This is a genomic window from Rathayibacter tritici, assembly GCF_001641005.1.
In the GTDB taxonomy this organism is placed as follows: Bacteria; Actinomycetota; Actinomycetes; order Actinomycetales; family Microbacteriaceae; genus Rathayibacter; species Rathayibacter tritici.
This window is the reverse complement of the sequence record NZ_CP015515.1, coordinates 914,629-933,448: the sequence shown is the minus strand read 5'-3', so window position 1 is coordinate 933,448 and position 18,820 is coordinate 914,629. Positions and strand designations below refer to the sequence as shown.

The following is an 18,820-nucleotide window of genomic DNA, read 5'->3' as shown; positions in this document are numbered from 1 at the left end:
CCGCTCCGCCACCAGGATTCGAACCTGGACCGGACAGCTCCAAAGGCTGCCGTGCTGCCGTTACACCATGGCGGACCGCGCTCACGCGCGCCGTCCATCCTGCCATCCCCGAGGCCCGGGCTCCGCCTCAGGGCGCCCGCCTCGCCCTCCCCGGCGTCCCCCGAGCAGCTCAACCACCAGAATGGACGCGTGAGTGCGAATGACGAGGTCGACGGGATCGTCGATGCGTGGGTGCGGGAGCGGCCCGACCTCGACTTCACGCCGCTCCAGGTCTTCTCGCGGATGCGCCGACTGGCCAAGCAGCTCGAGCGCGCGCGCGGCATCGCCTTCGGCCGCTCGGAGTTGGAGACGTGGGAGTTCGACGTGCTCTCGGCGCTGCGCCGTGCCGGCGCCCCCTACCGGATGAGCCCGAAGCAGCTCCTCCAGGCGACGATGGTCACCAGCGGCACCATGACCAACCGCATCGACCGGCTGGTCGAGCGTGACCTGGTCGAGCGCCTCGACGACCCGAACGACGGGCGGGGCGTGCTGGTGCAGATGACGCCGTCCGGGCTCGCCCGCGTCGATGCGGCGATCACCCGCCTGGTCGACGCGGAGCAGGAGCTGCTCGGCGCACTCACCCACGCACAGCAGGAGCGGCTGGCGCAGCTGCTCCGCAAGCTCTCGCTCGACTTCGGCTGAACTCCCCCGCCAAGAACTCCGCGGTCATCCGCCGCGAGTACCGCGACTTCTGAGTCTTCGAGCGGACGGGCGGCCCGGGCTCAGCCCTCCAGCTGCTCCGAGAGCTCCAGCCAGCGCAGCTCGAGTTCGGCCGTCTCGTCCTCGTAGGCGCGGAGGGTCGCGTTCAATGCCAGGATGCCGTCGTAGTCGTCCTGGTCGTGAGTCGCCATCGTCTCGTGCACCGTCGCCGTCAGCTGGGTCAGCTTGTGCAGGCGCCGGTCGATGGCCGCCACCTCCTTCTCGGCGGTGCGGCGTTCGGCTCCCGCCAGGCCGCTCGGCGCGGGCGTGGCGGAGCCGGAGGAGCCGGAGGACGCGGGCGCCCCCTTCTGGAGCGCACGGCGCAGGTCGAGGTACTGCTCGACCCCGCCGGGCAGGTGCCGGAACGCGCCATCCATCACGGCGTACTGCTGATCGGTGACGCGCTCGAGCAGGTACCGGTCGTGCGAGACGACGAGCAGCGTGCCCGGCCAGGAGTCGAGCAGGTCCTCGATGGCGGCGAGCATGTCGGTGTCGAGGTCGTTGGTCGGCTCGTCGAGGATCAGCACGTTCGGCTCGCTGAGCAGGATGAGCAGGAGTTGGAGCCGCCGCCGCTGCCCGCCCGAGAGGTCCTTCACCGGCGTCGAGAGTTGCGCGCTCGAGAAGCCGAGCCGCTCGAGCAGCTGGCCCGGCGTCATCTCCTTGCCGCCGATGGAGTAGCTGGTGCGCTGCTCCGCGATGATCTCGCGGACGGGCTGGTGCTGCACCTCCGTCAGCTCGCGCAGCTGCTGATCGAGGATCGCGACGCGCACGGTGGTGCCGCGCTTCACTCGGCCGCTCGTCGGCTCCACGCTGCCCGCAACAAGGCCCAGGAGGGTGGACTTCCCGGCTCCGTTGACGCCCAGGACGCCGGTGCGCTCGCCCGGCGCGATCCGCCACTCGATGCGGTTGAGGACGGTGCGCTCGCCGTAGCGGACGGTGACGTCGAGCAGGTCGACGACGTCTTTGCCCAGGCGCGAGACGGCGAGCTGCGAGAGCGAGACCGAGTCGCGCACGGGAGGCTCGTCCTCGATCAGCTGGTTCGCGGCGTCGATCCGGAACTTGGGCTTCGCGGTGCGCGCGGGAGCACCGCGGCGAAGCCAGGCCAGCTCCTTTTTCATCAGGTTCTGGCGCTTGGCCTCCATCGTCGAGGCCATCCGGTCGCGCTCGACGCGCTGCAGAATGTAGGCCGCGTAGCCGCCCTCGAAGGGCTCGACGATCCGATCGTGCACCTCCCAGGTGGCGGTGCAGATCTCGTCGAGGAACCACCGGTCGTGAGTGACGACCGCCAGCCCGCCCGACGACACCGCCCAGCGGCGTTTGAGGTGCTCGGCGAGCCAGGCGATGCCCTCGACGTCGAGGTGGTTGGTGGGCTCATCGAGGAAGACGACATCCCAGTCACCGACGAGCAGCTTCGCCAGGGCGACGCGGCGACGCTGGCCACCCGAGAGGGAACCGACGACGCCGTCCCAGGGGACGTCGCGGAGCAGACCGGCGATCACGTCGCGGGTACGCGCGTCGCCCGCCCACTCGTGCTCCTGCAACCCACCGACGACGGCCTGGGCGACGGTGAACTCCTCATCGACCGTGTCGGCCTGGTCGAGCATCCCGAGCGTGACGCCGCGGCGGTGCGTGACGCGGCCGCTGTCCGGCTCGATGCGCTGCGCGAGCAGGCGCAGGAGAGTCGACTTGCCGTCGCCGTTGCGGCCGACGATCCCGATGCGGTCGCCCTCCTCGATCCCCAGGGAGACGTCGTCGAAGATCACGCGCGTGGGGTACTCGAGTCGCAGCGCCTCGGCGCCCAGCAGATGTGCCATAGGGATCCAGCCTAGGCGGTGCCACCCGTGCGGCCGGGCACAGTGGGCGCGCCGCAGAGGGGTGGCACCCGCGGAGGTGACGGGTCTCAGTCCGCGGGGTCGGGTTCGGGGGCCGGCTTCGACACCGCGACCGAGCGGCGGTGCAGGCCCGTCGCGCCGTCGGGCGCGGGCGGGCGCTCGACTGTAGTCTGCACCGTGCCGTCGGCATCGGTCGCGCGCACCGTGACGACGTGGTCGCCGGCCGTCGCGTCCCACTCCAGCACCCACTGAATCCATGTGTCGGCCGTCACTTGCTCGGCGAGCCGCGCCTCCTGCCACGCGCCGCCATCGATCTGCACCTCGACCTTCGCGATCCCGGTGTGCGGTGCCCACGCGACTCCCGCTACGGCGACCATGCCCTCCTCGACCAGCTGTCCCTTCCGCGGAACATCGATCCGCGACTCGATTTTGATCGGGCCGCGCTCGGTCCAGCCGCGGGTCGACCAGTAGGCGAGGTCCTCCGCGAAGGTGGTCACCGTGAGCTCGACGACCCACTTCGTCGCCGATACGTACCCGTAGAGGCCGGGGACCACCATGCGCACAGGGAAGCCGTGCTCGACCGGCAGCGGTTCGCCGTTCATCCCCACGGCCAGCAAGCTCGCGCGGTTCTCGTCCTGCAGCACGTCGAGCGGGCTGGAGGCGGTGAACCCGTCGATGCTGCGCGAGAGCACCATGTCGGCGCCGGCGGTCGGCCGCGCCCGGGCCAGGAGCTGCCGAATCGGGTAGCCCAGCCAGAGGGCGGTGCCGATCAGATCGCCGCCGACCTCGTTGGACACGCAGGACAGGGTGACCAGGTGCTCCTCGAGCGGCAGCGCGAGCAGCTCGTCCCAGGTGATCTCGATCTCCTCCTCGACCATGCCGGTGATCTTCAGCGACCAGTCGGCAGGCTCGACCGAGGGCACGGAGAGCGCGGTGTCGATCCGGTAGAACGAGGCGTTGGGAGTGACGTACGGGCTGATGCCTGTGATGTGGTCGAGCACGGCACCGGCGGGGACGGCCGAAGCCGCGGAGGCGGGAGCGGGTAGCGACACGGCCTCGCGCACAGCGGTGACGGCGGCGGAAGCGGAAGTGAGGAAGCGCGCGCCGACGCCGGCCGCGACCGCCGTGACTCCGGCGATGCCGACCAGGCGCAGGAACGACCGCCGACCGGGAGCCCCGCTCCCCGACTCCTCCTGCCAGCCGCGGAGGCGGACGGAGGCGGAGCGGAGCACGCCGGCTCCGGCCACCATGCCGACGATGCTCGGCACGGCATCGATGCCGGACGAACCCTCCCGGCTCACCGCAGCGAACGCACCGGCGCCGGCGACAACGGCCAGCAGCAGCAGCCCGAACGGCGGAAGTCGATACTCCAGCAGCCCCGCCCCGACCGCCAGGACTGCAATAGCGATGCCGATCGAGACCAGGAGCACGAGTTTGTCGCCGGTTCCGAAGAGGGCGATAACGGTGTCCTTCACGCCGGGCGGAACGATGTCGATGACGAAGCCGCCGACCGCGATCAGCGGACTGCCCCCCGCGCCGGTGAACACTGCGACGACCTCCGCGACCGCCAGGGAGACGACAGCGGCCACGATCCCGGAGAGGATAGCGAAGAGGGTGGTACGTCGGCGCGACATGAGCGGCACTCTAAGCCACGCGGGCGGGACTTCTCTGCGGGCTGCCTGCGCGTCGGGTTCGGCGGCGCATGGCTGGGCGGGCGATTCGCAGGGGGAGGTGCGATTCGCAGGGGGAGGTGCGATTCGCAGGGGGAGGTGCGATTCGCAGGGGATCTGTGCGCAGACGCCGATCCTGCCGCGGAACGGGCGCCGGAGGAGTCGGATCCCCTGCACATCGGACGGAGTCCTGCACATCCGACGGAGTCCTGCACATCGGACGGAGTCCTGCACACCGGACAGCGGAGCCAGGCCCCGGCGCGCCTAGGACGAGAGCACGCGCGCTCCGTGCACGGGCCCCGAGACCCGCACAGCGTTCAGGCGCGCGGAGCTCAGCTCCAGCTGCAGGTCGAGGGCGGCGTCGGCGTCCGACGCGAGGAACGCCACGGTCGGGCCCGAGCCTGAGACGAGGCCGCCGAGCGCGCCACGTCCCTCGCCGAGCTCGAGGATGCGGGCGAGCCCGGGCTGCAGGTGCAGCGCCGGCGCCTGAAGGTCGTTGTGCATCGCGTCGGCGAGCATTGCGGCGTCACCGGCACGGAGTGCTTGCAGCACGTTGGGATCGATGGTCGGAGTCACCGAGATGGGGCGGAAGTCGTGCAGATGGCGCTCGCGGTGCCGGTCGAGCTCGCTGTAGACCTCCGGGGTCGACAGGCCCTCGTCCGAGAGCACCAGCACCCACTCGAAGCGGCCCTTGGCCAGCGCGGGGCTCAGCTCGTCTCCGCGTCCGACTCCGATCGCGGTACCGCCGGTGAAGGAGAAGGGGACGTCAGCGCCCAGGCTCGCCGCGATGCCGAGCAGCTGCTCCCGCGTGCAGGCCGTGCCCCAGAGCGCGTCGCATGCCAGGAGGGTTGCGGCGGCGTCGGCCGACCCGCCCCCCATGCCGCCGGCGATCGGGACGTGCTTCTCGATCTCGAGGTGCACACCGCCGCGGTACCCGGTGGCCCTGGCCAGCGCACGCGCCGCCTTGATGGCGAGGTTGGAGCCGTCCACAGCGAGAGCGGAGGTGTCGATCGAGCCTGAGAAGGAGACCGAGAAGTCGGACGCGTCCGACGCGAAAACGTCCTCATAGAGCGAAAGCGACTGGTACGCGGTCGCCAGCTCGTGGTAGCCGTCGTCGCGCACAGCGCCGACCTTGAGGAACACGTTGATCTTGCCGGGGGCCCGCGCATGGACCCGGTTCGACGTCACGCGATGGGCCATGCTCTCACGCTACAGGGTGGCGGAGGCGCCCTCGTCCGCGCCGGAGGAGGCCTCCCCGTCGCCATCCACGCCGTCCCCGTCGGTCCCCGCCAGCGACCCGTCCGCCCGCGACGCGCCGCGCACCGGCACTCGCGTCGGATCGAGCTCCCGCCCCAGCCGGACGAAGGCGGCGACGTCCAACTCCTCGCCCCGCGCTGTCTGCGGGACACCGGCCGACTCGAGGGCGGTGATCGCGGCGGCGCTGTCGCCGAAGAGCGTCGCGAGGGACTGGCGGAGCATCTTCCTCCGCTGGGCGAACGCGGCATCGACTACGGCGAAGACCGCGCGGCGAAGGGTCTCGTCGCCCGGCTCCTCCCCGCGCTCGAAGGCGACCAGCACGCTGTCGACGTTCGGCACCGGCCAGAAGATCTGGCGCGAAACCGTGCCGCCGGTCGACCAGGAGCCGAACCACGCGGCCTTCACACTCGGGCCGCCGTAGACCTTCGATCCCGGCCCGGCCGCGAGCCGGTGCCCGACCTCGGACTGGACCATCACGACTCCGGACCGGATGCTCGCGAAGTTCTCGAGGAAGTGCAGCAGCACGGGCACCGAGATGTTGTACGGGAGGTTGGCGACGAGGCGCGCGGGGTCGCCCGGCAGATCGAGCACCTTCATCGCATCGGCGTGCACCACCGCGAGGTCGGCGCCCGGCATCATCAGCTCGACCGTGCGCGGCAGCTGCTCGGCGAGGCGACCGTCGATCTCGACGGCTGCGACCCGGGCGCCCGCCTCAAGCAGACCGAGCGTCAGCGAACCCAGACCCGGACCGATCTCGACGACGGTCTCCCCCGGCTGCACACCTGCCAGCTTGACGATGCGGCGGACGGTGTTCGCGTCGTGGACGAAGTTCTGGCCGAGCTTCTTGGTCGGCATGACATCGAGCAGGCCCGCGAGGTCGCGGATCTCGGCCGGGCCCAGCAGACGCGGGATGCTCGCGGCCGTCGGCACCGCTGCGTGACGGCCGCTCATGCGAGGGGGCCGACCGGCTCCGTCGGCCCGGAGCCGACCTCGCCGCCCCACTCGCCGTACACGGCCTCAGTGTTCGAGGCGATCGTCGCGGCCAGGTGGCCGACGTCCGTCTCGAGGGTCGCGGCCATCGAGCGCAGGGTATGCGGAAGGAGGTAGGGCGCGTTCGGGCGGCCGCGGAAGGGCACGGGAGTGAGGTAGGGCGCGTCGGTCTCGACGAGGATCAAGTGCCGCGGAGTCACGACGAGCGCCTCGCGTAGCGGCGCGGCGTTCGAGAAGGTTACGGTCCCCGCGAAGGAGAGGTACCAGCCCTCGTCGGTGCACATTCTCGCCATGTCGGCGTCGCCGGAGAAGCAGTGGAAGACGGTGCGCTCGGGGGCACCGACGCGGCGGAGGGTGTCGATGACCTCGCGATGCGCGTCGCGGTCGTGGATCTGCAACGCCAGGTCGTGCTCCTTGGCGATCCGGATGTGCTCCTCGAAGGAGCGGAACTGGGCGGCGCGACCGCTCTCGCCTGTGCGGAAGAAATCGAGTCCGGTCTCGCCGATCGCGCGCACCCGCGGCTGCTCGGCCAGCTCGGCGATGACGGCGAGCGCGGCGTCGAGCTCACCGCGCTGCTCCAGCTCGGGGGCCTCGTTGGGGTGGATCGCGACGGCCGCCAGCATGCGCGGCTCGCTCGCCGCCTGCTCCGCCGACCAGCGGCTGGTCTCGACGTCAGTGCCGACCTGGACGACGCCGCGGACGCCGACAGTGGACGCGCGATCGAGCTGCTCGCGGTGGTCGAGCGGCTCGAGCCCGTCGGCGATCTCGAGGTGGGTGTGGTTGTCGTAGACGGGCACGACGAGAGCCTCGGGCAGCGGCGGATACGTCAGGTCGCGGCCCGAGGAGGCCTCGCGGGAGCGGACGTGCTGGCTGTCGGTCATGCGCTCCAGGCTACCGGGAGGGCCGCGAGCGGCCGGATCACTCCATTATTCGTGCATTCAGCACCTCGAGCGCCCTCACCGCCCGATCGAGGCTGTCGGACCGCTCGCGCGCCGATTCAGGGTCCCAAACCTTGAGAACGAACGTTTCAAGGATCAAATTGTATTCAACCCCTTGTCGCAGCCGGTTTCGCTCGACCCTCGTGAATCGCTGCTTGAAGGAACGTCCGGCATGTGCAGCAGCGTTCAGCAACCACTCCTTCGGGTCCTGGATATCATCAGCCTGAGCTGGCACGACTAGATTTGGGCGGCCCAAGAGTGCCGCGATTCCAGCCGTATCGGCGATCATCCAGGCCTCAGCCTCCTGCGCAGCGACGCGGATTAAAAGAGGCTTATGCAAAATTCGGGTAGGGCTTCACAAAAGCCCTGGTCAGAGGCTCGTTCGCTGGGTGTGCGAGGGGATTTTGCATAAGCCTCAAAGGTTGGGCGCATCGAAAGATAGACCCTGGCGCCACTCTCCAACAAGCGACGGAGCACACTCCTTCCTATCGAGGTCGGTGAAGACGATAACTGGCGCACGTTGCGAAACCTTCGCAAAGTTGCCGATTTTTGCTCTCAGAGCGTTATTCATAAGGTCTGATTCGGGCGTGTCGTTCCGAGGCATCGGCTTCCCATTCGGGAGAATAGAAGTTCCAAAGCTCGCTATTTTCGGAACGGGAAGCCGATGCGGTACGACTCTACTACAGGCCTGGATGCGGAGCAATTGACGGAGCTGATCTGTCGGATATGGCAGATTGTCACGGGGAGGGGTGAGATTTCGGGACGCCCGGTGCTGCTGAACATTCGCGAGCAGGTCGTTATGACTCTGATCTTATTGCGGCAGAACGTGAACCAAACGACTATCGCGGATATGTTCGGTGTGTCGCAGCCCACGATTTCTCGCGCATATCGGCGGATCGTCCCGCTGATCGAGCAGGCCTGCTGTTTGTCGGGGGTGTGTTTAAAGACGGCTATCCAGGGCCGAGTGGTCCTGGTCGACGGCACCGATGTTCCCACCGGGAACCGCGCCGTGACGGGGAGAGCGAACTACTCCGGGAAGCGACACCGTCAAGGGCTGAACGTGCAAGTTGCCTCGGACGTGAACGGTAACTTGCTTTGCGTGTCCGATCCGACCCCCGGCGCTCGGCACGACCGAGCGACCATCAGCCTGTGTGGATGGGAACCGATTCTCGGTAATGCCGAGTGGATAGCGGACCCAGCGTACGTCGGAACCACCGCAGTCACTCCCCGGAAAAAATTTCACCACGGACAACATGATGACAACACACGTACAGCCAACCGATACATCTCCTCCATCCGTTCGGCGGTCGAAAGATGCATCGCGCACTGGAAGAACTGGAAAATCCTCAAGACCGGCTATCGCGGACGTCTTACAGAACTTCCCAGCCTCATTCGCACCGTCACCCGCCTCGAACTTTACCGACTCGGCTGGTAAATGCTTATGAATAACGCTCAGAGATGTCCACGGCGCGAAAATTACGCCAATTCTTAAGCCTTAGCCGAGTGATGTACACGATCGACAATCTCCCTCATTGGTGGTGTCCCGTCCGTGTAGCGGGCGAATGTGCAAACGCCCGTCAGGACGCCGGCGCCTCGATGCGCGGGAAGAGCGCCGCAAGGGTGCCGACGGTGGTGCCGACCGGGAGGACGCCCCAGCGGCCCGCCTCACGGATCGGCTGAGCGGTCAGGGCGCCCAGCGACTCCGTCACGCCCAGCGCCTCCCAGAGCGCCGTCGTCGCGCGCGGCACGACCGGCGAGAGCAGCACGGCCAGGGCGCGCAGCCCCTCCGTCGCGGTGTAGAGCACTGTGCCGAGGCGCTCGCGCTCCTCGCGCTTGACCAGCGCCCACGGCTCCTGCTCGGTGATGTACCCGTTGAGCTCCTCGACGATGCTCCAGACGGCGGTGATCGCGTCGTGGATCGCGAGAGCGTCGATCGAGCGGTCCGCGGAGGAGGCGGCGTCGGCGACGGTGCGCTGGATGCGCTCCTCCGCCTCGGTGAACTCCCCGGGCTCGGGTACGACGCCGTCGTAGTAGCGGTGCAGCATCGCGATGACCCGCGAGGCCAGGTTGCCGAAGCCGTTCGCGAGCTCGGACTGGTACCGCGCCGACAGGTCCTCCCAGGAGAACGAGCCGTCCTGACCGAAGGTGATGGCGCGCAGGAAGTAGTAGCGGAACGCGTCGGAGCCGAAGGTGTCGGTGATCTGCTCTGGCGCGATCCCGGTGAGCTTCGACTTCGACATCTTCTCGCCGCCGACGAGCAGCCAGCCGTGACCGAAGACCTGCTTCGGCACCTCGAGTCCGGCGGCCATGAGCATGGCGGGCCAGATCACCGCGTGGAAGCGCAGGATGTCCTTGCCGACGATGTGGGTCGCCGGCCACCGGCGCTGGAACTCTGCCTCGTCCTGGCCGTAGCCGACCGCGGTGATGTAGTTGAGTAGCGCGTCGAACCACACGTAGACGACGTGGGAGTCGTCCCACGGGACCTTGACGCCCCAGTCGAAGCTGGAGCGCGAGATCGACAGGTCGGCCAGGCCCTGGCGGACGAAGCTCACGACCTCGTTGCGCGCCGACTCGGGCTGCACGAAGTCGGGCCGCTCCTCATAGAGCGCGAGCAACTTCTCGGTGTACTCGCTCATCGAGAAGAAGTAGTTCTTCTCCTTCAACAGCTCGACCGGCTTCGAGTGGATCTTGCAGACGTACTGCCCGGTGTACTCGCCGGTGCCCTCCTCGAGGTCGGACAGCTGCTTGTACTCTTCGCAGCCGACGCAGTAGTAGCCCTCGTACTCGCCGGTGTAGATCGCGCCCGCGTCGTAGAGCTTCTGCAAGAACTTCTGAACGTTGACCTCGTGCCGCGCCTCCGTGGTGCGAATGAAGTCGTCATTCGCGATGTCGATGGTCTCGAGCAGCGGCTGCCACGCGGACCTGACGAGTCGGTCGGCCCACTCCTGGGGAGTGGTCCCGTTGGCGGTGGCCGTCCGGAGGATCTTCTGGCCGTGCTCGTCGGTGCCGGTCAGCAGCCAGGTGTCATCTCCCGCCTGGCGGTGCCAGCGGGTGAGCACGTCGGCAGCGACCTCGGTGTACGCGTGCCCGATGTGCGGGACGTCGTTCACGTAGAAGATCGGGGTCGTGAGATAGAAGGAGGCGCCGTCGGACATGGCGACCATCCTATTCACCGCGCGGGGCGGCTCCTCCCGTGTGACGGAGCCAGTGGACAACGGGCTACCAGCGCCGCTGTGGAGGAGCTCACCTCAGGCGCGGCGAGAGGCGAGCGCCGCCTCGTAGAGGGCGCGGCGGGAGAGTCCGGTGATCTCGGCCACCTCGGCCGACGCCTCCTTGAGGCGCGATCCGGCCGCGACGCGGGCCAGCACGTCGGCCAGCGCGTCCTGGAGGGACGCCTCGCGGACGGGAGCGCCCTCGACCACCAGGCAGATCTCGCCGCGCAGCCCGCCGGCCGCCCACTCGGCGAGCTCGGCCGCCGTGCCGCGCCGGACCTCCTCGAACATCTTGGTGAGCTCGCGGCAGACGACCACGCGCCGATCCGAGCCCATCACCTCGACTAGGTCGGCGAGCGCGTCACCGATACGGTGCGGCGACTCGAAGAAGACCATCGTGCGCCGCTCGTCGACGAGCGCGCGGAAGGTCGAAACCCGCTCGCCGTGCCGGCGCGGGAGGAAGCCCTCGAAGCTGAAGCGGTCGGTCGGGAGTCCGGAGACAGCGAGCGCCATCAGCACCGCGGAGGGTCCGGGCAGGGCGGTCACCGCGACTCCTGCCGCCGCGGCCGCCTCGACCAGGTGGTAGCCCGGGTCCGACACCGTGGGCATGCCCGCGTCGCTGAGCACGAGAAGATCCTCCGCGCGAGCGAGCTCGACCAGCTCGGCCGCGCGCTCGCGCTCGTTGTGGTCGTGCAACGCGTAGAGGGCGGGCCGGTTCTCGACCCCGAGCGCCCGGAGCAGCTGGATCGTCACGCGGGTGTCCTCGGCGGCGATGTGACGGGCGGAGGACAGCGCTTCCACGAGACGCCGCGAGGCATCGCCGAGGTTTCCGATGGGAGTGCCGGCGAGGATGATCATCCGGCCAGTCTCCCAGGTCGCCTGTTCGTCTCCGCTTGTCGCACTGTGCCACCACCCGTGCGGGGGTCCCCGACTAGCATGGCCGGGTGACGGACCGACCGCAGCGCGACTTCGACGACCTGCTTCTGGACGCGGCGGGACCGACGAAGACGGTGCCGGTCGAGCCCGCCGAGCCCCGCGACCGCACCCCGCTCCCGGGGGTGGCCCGCGGCTCCTGGTTCGACGATCTGCACGGACGCCTGGTTGCCTCCCCCGGGCGGCGCCGGCTCTACGAGTTCGGCCTGCCGCTGCTCGTCATCACGCTGGCCGCCGTCCTGCGGCTGTGGAACCTGGGTCGTCCGCGCTCGCTGGTGTTCGATGAGACGTTCTACGTGAAGGACGCCTGGACCCTCTGGAACCTCGGCTTCGAGGGCGCCTGGCCCGCGAACGCCGATCCCGGCTTCGCCGCGGGCGACGTCGACGCCTTCACAGGGGCACCGTCCTTCGTCGTGCACCCGCCGCTAGGTAAATGGATCATCGGGCTGGGCATGGGCGCGTTCGGCGCCGACGACAGCGTCGGTTGGCGTATCTCGACCGCCGTCGCCGGGATCCTCGCCGTGGCGCTGGTGATCCTGATCGGCCGCCTTCTCTTCCGCTCCACGTTCCTCTCCTCCTTCGCGGGGCTGATGCTCGCGCTCGACGGCCACGCGATCGTGATGTCGCGGGTCTCGCTGCTGGACGGGATCCTGATGTTCGTCGCGCTCTGCGGGGTCGGGGCTGTGCTGCTCGACCGGCGCTGGGCGGAGCTACAGCTCGCGCGCAAGGTGGCTGCGGGAGCACTGTCGAGCTGGGGGCCGGTGCTGTGGTGGCGGCCGTGGCTTCTGAGCGCCGGCGTGCTCTTCGGGCTGGCCGCGGGAGTGAAGTGGACGGGCGCCTACTTCCTTGCGGCGTACGGCGTCTATGCGGTAGTCGCTGATGCTCTGCTCCGGCGCCGGGCGGGGGTGCTGTTCTGGGGCAGCGGCGCGCTCCTCACACAGGGGCCGGTCACCTTCCTCCTGGTCGTGCCGATCGCCCTCGTCGCCTACGTCGGCACGTGGACCGGGTGGCTCCGCACCTCCGGCGGCTGGGGGCGGCAGTGGGCGACGGAGTCGCCCGGCAACGCGTGGACCGGCGCGCTCGCCTGGGTGCCGGACTGGGCGCAGAGCCTCTGGCACTACCACGCGCAGATGTACAACTACTCAATCAATCTGCGCGCCGCACACCCCTACGAGGCGGACCCGCTGACGTGGCTCCTGATGCTGCGGCCGACCAGCATGTATTTCGCCGATCAGGCCACCGGGGTCGACGGCTGCACCGCCGTGCGGTGCGCCGAGGCGATCACCTCGGTCGCTAATCCGCTCATCTGGTACGTCGGCGTGCTGGCGCTGCTCTACCTCGTCTACCGCCTGGCCCGGTACCGGGAGTGGCGCGCCGGCTTCGTGCTGATGGGGATCGTCGCGGGGTACCTGCCGTGGCTGCTCTACCTCGACCGCACGGTGTTCCAGTTTTACTGCGTCGTCTTCGAGCCCTACATGATGCTGGCACTGGCCCTGACGGCGGGGATCGTGATCGGGTCGCCGGGCGATGAGCGGACGAGGCGCACTCGCGGGATCCTGGTGGTGCTGGTCTTCGGGGTGGCCGCGGCCGCCGTGACGGGCTACTTCCTCCCGCTCTGGACCGGCGCGCAGACGTCCTTCATCTTCTGGCAGGCTCATATGTGGCTGCACTCGTGGGTCTGATCCGGCGGCGGGGTCCCGGAGTAGCAGCCTGCGCGGTCGCGGCCGTGCTCGCGGCGCTGCTGCACGCGGCCGTTCCCGCGGTGCCGATGCTGACCGCGGCGGTCGCGCTCGGGATCCTCGTCGCTCAGCTGCCATCGGCGCGGCGGATGCTGGGCGGAGCCTTGGCGCCGGGCCTGGCGTTTTCGTCGCGCTCGCTGATGCGCACCGGGATCGTGCTGCTGGGGCTGAAGCTCTCGCTGATCGACATTGCGGCGCTGGGCTGGGGCGCAATCCTGGTCGTCGTCGGGATCGTCCTCGCCACCTTCGGCCTGACCTGGGCGCTGGGGCGGGCGCTGCGGCTGCCCGGGCAGGAGCCGCTGCTCCTCGCTGCGGGGTTCTCGATCTGCGGCGCTTCGGCGATCGGGGCGATGGCCGGGGCGACTCGGGCGAAGCAGCAGGAGCAGGCGACACCGGTCGCGCTGGTCACGCTCTGCGGCACGCTCGCGATCGCGGTGCTCCCCGCCCTGGCGCAGCCGCTGGGGCTCTCGGACGTGCAGTTCGGGCACTGGGTCGGCGCGTCGGTGCACGACGTCGGCCAGGTGGTGGCGACCGCTCAGGTGGCGGGAGCGTCGGCACTGGCCGTGGCGGTGGTGGTCAAGCTGACGCGTGTGCTGATGCTCGCTCCGATGGTCGCCGTGGCGGCGGCGGTCACCCGGCGCGGCAACGAGCCGGGCGGGACCCGGCCGGCGATCGTGCCGCTGTTCGTGCTCGGGTTCCTCGCGGCGGTGCTGCTGAGGACTCTCCTGCCGCTGCCGGAGGAGGTGCTCGCCACCGCGGACACGACGCAGACCTGGCTCCTCGCCGCCGCGCTCTTCGCCCTGGGCAGTGCGGTGCGGGTGCGCGCGCTCGTGACGACAGGGTGGCGGGCGCTGGTCGTGGCGCTCGTGTCCTGGGCCGCGATCGCGGCGATGGGGCTGGCAGCGGTGCAGCTGGCGCTCTGATCGGCTGTATTACGCGATGCGTCGCGCACGAGCGCGGGATGTCGGCGCCTCCCGCTAGCGTCGATCGCATGGCAGATCGCGAATACGGCTTCAAGACGCGTGCGATCCACGCGGGCAACATCCCCGACGCGGTGACGGGCGCCCGCGCCCTGCCGATCTACCAGACGAGCGCGTTCGTCTTCGACGACACCGCCGACGCGGCCGCACGCTTCGCGCTGCAGAAGTACGGCAATGTCTACTCGCGCCTGTCGAACCCCACCGTCGCCTCCTTCGAGGAGCGGGTCGCGAGCCTCGAGGGCGGCCTTGGCGCCGTCGCGACCGCCTCCGGACTCTCGGCACAGTTCATCACCTTCGCGGCGCTGGTGGGCGCGGGCGACCACGTCGTCTCCTCCGCCAACCTCTACGGCGGCTCGATCACCCAGCTCGACGTGACGCTGCGGCGCTTCGGAGTGGACACGACCTTCGTGCGCTCCAGCGAGCCGGCCGACTACGCGGCGGCGATCACCGAGAAGACGAAGGTGCTCTATGCCGAGACGATCGCCAACCCCTCCGGGGAGATCGCCGACATCGAGGGCCTCGCCGCGGTCGCGCACGCCGCCGGCATTCCGCTGATCATCGACTCGACGGTCGCCACGCCCTACCTCGTCCGACCGATCGAGTGGGGCGCCGACATCGTCATCCATTCGGCCACCAAGTTCCTCGGCGGACACGGCACCACGCTCGGCGGCGTCGTTGTCGAATCGGGGCGCTTCCACTACTCCCGGGAGAAGTTCCCGCTGCTGCACGATCCGGTCGCGTCCTACGGCGACCTGTCCTGGGACGGCAACTTCGGCGAGTACGGCTTCCTCACGCGCCTCCGGGCCGAGCAACTGCGTGACATCGGCCCGGTGCTCGCCCCGCACTCCGCGTTTCTGCTCGCACAGGGCGTCGAGACGCTGCCGTACCGGATCCAGGCGCACGTCGACAACACGCGCCGCGTCGCCGAGTGGCTCGACGCCGACCCGCGGATCGACGCCGTCTACTGGGCTGGCCTCCCCGCGCACCCGCATTACGGCCGTGCGCAGAAGTACCTGCCGAAGGGTCCGGGCTCGGTCTTCAGCTTCGTGGTGAAGGGCGGTCGCGCCGTCGGCCAGACCTTCATCGAGTCGGTCGACCTCGCCAGCCACCTCGCGAACATCGGCGACGCGAAGACGCTGGTCATTCACCCCGCCTCGACGACGCACGCGCAGCTCACCGAGGAGCAGCTGCTGCACGCGGGCGTCCTCCCCGGCCTCGTCCGTCTCTCCGTGGGTATCGAGGACGCGGACGACATCGTCTACGACCTCGACCAGGCGCTGACCCGCGCCGTCGAGAAGCACGGCACCCCCGATGCTCCGACGGAGCTGCCGGAGGACACCACCACGACCCTGCACACCCCGGCCGTGGAGGTCTGAGCATGAGCACCACCGACACCGTCGTCCAGCTGTCCAACGGGCTCAGCTGCTCCGTCCCACCCGATTCACCTCTCGCGACGATGCTGCATTCGCAGCGCACCTGGATCGGCCCCGACGCGCGCACCCGCCTCGACATCCTCCGCCGCGCGAAGACCGTGGCCATCGTGGGCGCCTCACCGAACCCGGCCCGCTCCTCCTTCTTCGTGGCGACCTACCTGCAGCAGTCGAGCGACTACGAGCTGTACTTCGTGAACCCGAACGCCACCGAGATCCTCGGGCAGCCGGTCTACCGCAGCCTGGCCGAGCTCCCGGTCGTCCCCGACATCGTCGACGTGTTCCGCAGGGCGAGCGACATCCCGGCGGTGATTGACGACGTACTGGCCGTCGGCGCTCCCACGGTCTGGGTACAGCTGGGCATCTGGAACCAGGAGGCGGCCGAGTACGGCGAGTCGAAGGGCCTGACCGTCGTGATGGACCGCTGCATCAAGGTCGAACACGCCCGCTTCCACGGCGGACTGCACCTGCTCGGCTTCGACACCGGGCAGATCTCGGCGCGCAAGACGCTGCGCTGAGCCGGTCCTGCGCGAGATGCCACTTACGCGCGCCTTTCGCGGCGTGTCGTCCGCACAAGTGGCATCTCGCGGCGGGGATGTTGCCCTCCACGGTGACGAGCTGGCGGAGGGTGTGGCGGATCTCCACGAGGCCGGCCGCTCGGGCATCACCCGGTCGATCGCTGCGGGCGGGTCGCGCGTCGCCTCCCCTGCAGAGGGGCCCGAGTGGCGAGGGCCCTGGAACGGTCGTCGTCCGGGTGCCCTCGGCTGGAGTTCCGCCAGCCAGCACGTCTGAGCGACGCGCCGACAACCCGGGCGTGTCGCCCTTGTGCGCAGTGTCGCTCGGTTCGGACCCGGCCGCCTCCCCCGCGCGACGGATCCCCCTCCGCGTTCCGTGGAGGCTCTCTGGACACTGGATCCCAAGCGGGCCCGGCGGCGCCGGAGCAGGAGTAGGCCTGAAGGACACGGGAGACCCACTCCCCGATCGCGACAACGACGTCCGGCCGCTCGCGGCCATGAAGAGGTGTACGAAACGATGAGACAGTTCACCACCACCGCATCCACCACCGCACCCACCACCGCACCCGGCCCGCGATGGCCCCGGGGCCGCCTCCTGGTCGCCGGAGTCGCCTGTGGCGCTCTCGCCTTCGGGTCGCTGGCCACGGCGCCACTCGCCGTCGCAGCCCCCGCGCAGATCTCGGCGGTGTCCGTCACGGCCGCCGCCTGGCCCGTCGTCGCCCAGGGCGAGAACAGCGCCAACGTCCGTACCATCCAGCACCTGCTGAACGCCGCAGGCCAGTCGGTCGACGCGGACGGCGTGTTCGGCTCCGGTACCGCCGCCGCGGTCACAGCGTTCCAGAGTGCCCGGGGGCTCTCGGCCGATGGCATCGTCGGTCAGCAGACCTGGTCGGCGCTGATCACGACCGTCTCCTCCGGCGACTCCGGCGAAACCGTCACCGCTCTGCAGGTGCAGCTGAACAAGACCGGCGCTGGGCTCAGCGTCGACGGCGAGTTCGGAGCTGCGACGCTGGCCGCGGTGAAGGGCTTCCAATCCGCGGCCGGCCTCACGGTCGACGGGGTCGTCGGCCCGCAGACATGGCAGTCGCTCGTCGGCTCCGGTTCCGGCTCGACGCCCGACCCGGGCCAGCCCGGCGAGACGTTCGCCACCCTGAGCGACGAGCAGCTCTCCAACGTGCGCACGATCATCGCCGAGGGCAAGACCGCTGGCGTCCCCGAATACGGCTGGGTTATCGCGATCGCAACGGCGATGCAGGAGTCGCGCCTGCGCAACCTCTCCGGCGGCGATCGCGACTCCGTCGGACTGTTCCAGCAGCGTCCCTCCTCCGGCTGGGGCACCGCCGCCGAGCTGATCGACCCCGTCTCCGCGTCGCGCGCCTTCTACGGAGCCGCGAACAGCCCCACCAGCAACTCCGGCCTGCTCGACGTGCCCGGCTGGGAGTCGCTGTCGGTCACCGTTGCGGCGCAGGCCGTGCAGAAATCCGGCGTGCCGGACGCCTACGCGCAGTGGGAGACCCTGGCCCGCGAGGCCGTCGAGAGCGAGGGATGAGGATCATGACCACCGACACCGAGACCACCACCATCGAGACCGAGGGCAGCGCCCGGCCGCAGACAGCCCGCTCCCGCATCCTCGCGGTCATCACCGCCGTCCTGCTCGCCGTCGGCGTCACCGTCGGCGGGGCCACCAGTGCCCAGGCAGCCGACTGGCCCGTGCTCTCCTCCGGATCCAGCGGTGAGGACGTGACCACGGCGCAGTACCTCCTCCGCGGCTCCGGCCAGTCGCTCGCCGTAGACGGGGCCTTCGGCTCCGGCACGGCGGGGGCCGTCACCGCCTTCCAGTCGGCCAAGGGCCTTGCCGCCGACGGTGTGATCGGCGAGGCGACCTGGGGTGCGCTCACCGTCACCGTCCGCAGCGGCTCCACCGGCGACGCGGTCAGCGCGGTGCAGACCCAGCTGAACGCGAACGGCGCCTCCCTCGCGGTCGACGGCGTCTTCGGCGCCGGGACCGACTCTGCGGTGACCGGCTTCCAGAGCGGAGCCGGTCTGACGGCGGACGGCATCGTCGGACCCGCCACCTGGAAGGCTCTGATCGCCGGGACCGGCGGCGGAGGGGGCACCACTCCCCCGCCCAGCGGCGACTCCGCAGCCACAGCGCAGGCCATCCTCGACAATCCGGGCATCGAGCTCTACGAGCTGGGCGCCGACTCCGGCGCAGACGCGGCCTCGACCTCGCTCGTCAACATCCGTGACACCGCCGAGGGGAAGCCGGCCAAGACCAGCTCCGGCGGTGATGCGGGAGTCACCGAGGTGGCTCTGGACCCGGCCATGCTGAACGGGCTGCTCCGCCTGAACACGGAGTACGGCTTCGACCTCCGCGTCACCTCGATCGCGGGTGAGGATCACAGCAGCACCTCCCGCCACTACACCGGCCACGCGGTCGACATCGACCGGATCAACGGCGTGACCGTGCTGAATGGCGCCGACCACCAGGCAGTGCAGGACGCCTGCGCCGCCCTGGGTGCGACACTTACGCTCGGCCCGGGCGACCCCGACCACGACAACCACGTGCACTGCGAGTGGTGACCG

The 18,820-nt window shown here is 69.8% G+C and carries 16 protein-coding genes and 1 tRNA gene; 8 read left to right on the top strand and 9 right to left on the bottom strand.

Annotated elements, in window-relative coordinates; genetic code table 11:
* Window positions 1-3: 3 nt before the first annotated feature.
* Window positions 4-75 (bottom strand) — tRNA-Gln (locus tag A6122_RS04130).
* Between the two features lie 114 nt (window positions 76-189).
* On the opposite strand from A6122_RS04130, the gene A6122_RS04125 reads away from it, so the two are divergent.
* Window positions 190-681: a MarR family winged helix-turn-helix transcriptional regulator gene (locus A6122_RS04125; RefSeq protein ID WP_068251926.1), complete on the top strand. Its 492-nt coding sequence runs from the start codon at window positions 190-192 to the stop codon at window positions 679-681.
* Between the two features lie 80 nt (window positions 682-761).
* Here A6122_RS04125 and A6122_RS04120 read toward each other — a convergent pair whose 3' ends face one another.
* From A6122_RS04120 to A6122_RS16400, 6 genes are all read right to left on the bottom strand, one after another.
* Window positions 762-2,552 carry an ABC-F family ATP-binding cassette domain-containing protein gene (locus tag A6122_RS04120; protein ID WP_068251925.1) on the bottom strand — a complete coding sequence of 597 codons (1,791 nt, stop codon included), beginning with the start codon at window positions 2,550-2,552 and terminating at the stop codon, window positions 762-764.
* Window positions 2,553-2,638: 86 nt separating this feature from the next.
* Window positions 2,639-4,204 carry a molybdopterin-dependent oxidoreductase gene (locus A6122_RS04115; protein WP_068251922.1) on the bottom strand — a complete coding sequence of 522 codons (1,566 nt, stop codon included), beginning with the start codon at window positions 4,202-4,204 and terminating at the stop codon, window positions 2,639-2,641.
* A gap of 300 nt (window positions 4,205-4,504) precedes the next feature.
* Window positions 4,505-5,440, bottom strand: a complete 936-nt coding sequence (locus tag A6122_RS04110) for a 4-(cytidine 5'-diphospho)-2-C-methyl-D-erythritol kinase (protein ID WP_068251921.1) — start codon at window positions 5,438-5,440, stop codon at window positions 4,505-4,507.
* A gap of 9 nt (window positions 5,441-5,449) precedes the next feature.
* Window positions 5,450-6,448, bottom strand: a complete 999-nt coding sequence (gene rsmA / locus A6122_RS04105; RefSeq protein WP_084415811.1) for a 16S rRNA (adenine(1518)-N(6)/adenine(1519)-N(6))-dimethyltransferase RsmA — start codon at window positions 6,446-6,448, stop codon at window positions 5,450-5,452.
* On the bottom strand, window positions 6,445-7,368 hold the full coding sequence (locus A6122_RS04100) for a TatD family hydrolase (protein ID WP_068251920.1): 924 nt from the start codon (window positions 7,366-7,368) through the stop codon (window positions 6,445-6,447). Before A6122_RS04100 ends, rsmA begins: the two co-directional genes overlap by 4 nt.
* A gap of 37 nt (window positions 7,369-7,405) precedes the next feature.
* Window positions 7,406-7,714, bottom strand: a complete 309-nt coding sequence (locus A6122_RS16400; protein WP_146085098.1) for a hypothetical protein — start codon at window positions 7,712-7,714, stop codon at window positions 7,406-7,408.
* A gap of 375 nt (window positions 7,715-8,089) precedes the next feature.
* Here A6122_RS16400 and A6122_RS15665 point away from each other — a divergent pair, with 375 nt between their 5' ends.
* On the top strand, window positions 8,090-8,860 hold the full coding sequence (locus tag A6122_RS15665) for a transposase family protein (RefSeq protein WP_084415810.1): 771 nt from the start codon (window positions 8,090-8,092) through the stop codon (window positions 8,858-8,860).
* Between the two features lie 142 nt (window positions 8,861-9,002).
* Here the strand turns inward: A6122_RS15665 and metG are convergent, their stop codons facing one another.
* A complete protein-coding gene (gene metG / locus A6122_RS04095; RefSeq protein ID WP_068256995.1) occupies window positions 9,003-10,580 on the bottom strand; it encodes a methionine--tRNA ligase in 1,578 nt (525 codons plus the stop codon).
* Window positions 10,581-10,673: 93 nt separating this feature from the next.
* Window positions 10,674-11,495 carry a 16S rRNA (cytidine(1402)-2'-O)-methyltransferase gene (gene rsmI / locus A6122_RS04090; RefSeq protein ID WP_068251919.1) on the bottom strand — a complete coding sequence of 274 codons (822 nt, stop codon included), beginning with the start codon at window positions 11,493-11,495 and terminating at the stop codon, window positions 10,674-10,676.
* A gap of 86 nt (window positions 11,496-11,581) precedes the next feature.
* Between rsmI and A6122_RS04085 the strand changes: the two genes are divergently transcribed.
* The 6 genes from A6122_RS04085 to A6122_RS04060 all read left to right on the top strand — a co-directional run bounded on the left by A6122_RS04085 (window position 11,582) and on the right by A6122_RS04060 (window position 18,817).
* Complete coding sequence (locus A6122_RS04085; RefSeq protein ID WP_237358231.1) at window positions 11,582-13,252, top strand: dolichyl-phosphate-mannose--protein mannosyltransferase; 1,671 nt, start codon at window positions 11,582-11,584, stop codon at window positions 13,250-13,252.
* A complete protein-coding gene (locus tag A6122_RS04080; RefSeq protein WP_068251916.1) occupies window positions 13,231-14,232 on the top strand; it encodes a YeiH family protein in 1,002 nt (333 codons plus the stop codon). Before A6122_RS04085 ends, A6122_RS04080 begins: the two co-directional genes overlap by 22 nt.
* 68 nt (window positions 14,233-14,300) lie before the next feature.
* On the top strand, window positions 14,301-15,665 hold the full coding sequence (locus A6122_RS04075) for an O-acetylhomoserine aminocarboxypropyltransferase/cysteine synthase family protein (RefSeq protein WP_084416154.1): 1,365 nt from the start codon (window positions 14,301-14,303) through the stop codon (window positions 15,663-15,665).
* Between the two features lie 2 nt (window positions 15,666-15,667).
* On the top strand, window positions 15,668-16,237 hold the full coding sequence (locus tag A6122_RS04070; protein ID WP_068251914.1) for a CoA-binding protein: 570 nt from the start codon (window positions 15,668-15,670) through the stop codon (window positions 16,235-16,237).
* Window positions 16,238-16,751: 514 nt separating this feature from the next.
* Window positions 16,752-17,783, top strand: a complete 1,032-nt coding sequence (locus A6122_RS17105; RefSeq protein ID WP_084415809.1) for a peptidoglycan-binding domain-containing protein — start codon at window positions 16,752-16,754, stop codon at window positions 17,781-17,783.
* A gap of 5 nt (window positions 17,784-17,788) precedes the next feature.
* Window positions 17,789-18,817: a peptidoglycan-binding protein gene (locus A6122_RS04060; RefSeq protein WP_104259580.1), complete on the top strand. Its 1,029-nt coding sequence runs from the start codon at window positions 17,789-17,791 to the stop codon at window positions 18,815-18,817.
* Window positions 18,818-18,820 lie beyond the last annotated feature (3 nt).

Bases quoted from the DNA above. Each gene is read 5' to 3' on its own strand.
- A6122_RS04120 (WP_068251925.1), bottom strand. From the start codon at position 2,552: ATGGCACATCTGCTGGGCGCCGAGGCGCTGCGACTCGAGTACCCCACG.
- A6122_RS04115 (WP_068251922.1), bottom strand. From the start codon at position 4,204: ATGTCGCGCCGACGTACCACCCTCTTCGCTATCCTCTCCGGGATCGTG.
- A6122_RS04110 (WP_068251921.1), bottom strand. From the start codon at position 5,440: ATGGCCCATCGCGTGACGTCGAACCGGGTCCATGCGCGGGCCCCCGGC.
- rsmA (WP_084415811.1), bottom strand. From the start codon at position 6,448: ATGAGCGGCCGTCACGCAGCGGTGCCGACGGCCGCGAGCATCCCGCGT.
- A6122_RS04100 (WP_068251920.1), bottom strand. From the start codon at position 7,368: ATGACCGACAGCCAGCACGTCCGCTCCCGCGAGGCCTCCTCGGGCCGC.
- A6122_RS16400 (WP_146085098.1), bottom strand. From the start codon at position 7,714: ATGATCGCCGATACGGCTGGAATCGCGGCACTCTTGGGCCGCCCAAAT.
- A6122_RS15665 (WP_084415810.1), top strand. From the start codon at position 8,090: ATGCGGTACGACTCTACTACAGGCCTGGATGCGGAGCAATTGACGGAG.
- metG (WP_068256995.1), bottom strand. From the start codon at position 10,580: ATGTCCGACGGCGCCTCCTTCTATCTCACGACCCCGATCTTCTACGTG.
- rsmI (WP_068251919.1), bottom strand. From the start codon at position 11,495: ATGATCATCCTCGCCGGCACTCCCATCGGAAACCTCGGCGATGCCTCG.
- A6122_RS04075 (WP_084416154.1), top strand. From the start codon at position 14,301: ATGGCAGATCGCGAATACGGCTTCAAGACGCGTGCGATCCACGCGGGC.
- A6122_RS04070 (WP_068251914.1), top strand. From the start codon at position 15,668: ATGAGCACCACCGACACCGTCGTCCAGCTGTCCAACGGGCTCAGCTGC.
- A6122_RS17105 (WP_084415809.1), top strand. From the start codon at position 16,752: ATGAGACAGTTCACCACCACCGCATCCACCACCGCACCCACCACCGCA.
- A6122_RS04060 (WP_104259580.1), top strand. From the start codon at position 17,789: ATGACCACCGACACCGAGACCACCACCATCGAGACCGAGGGCAGCGCC.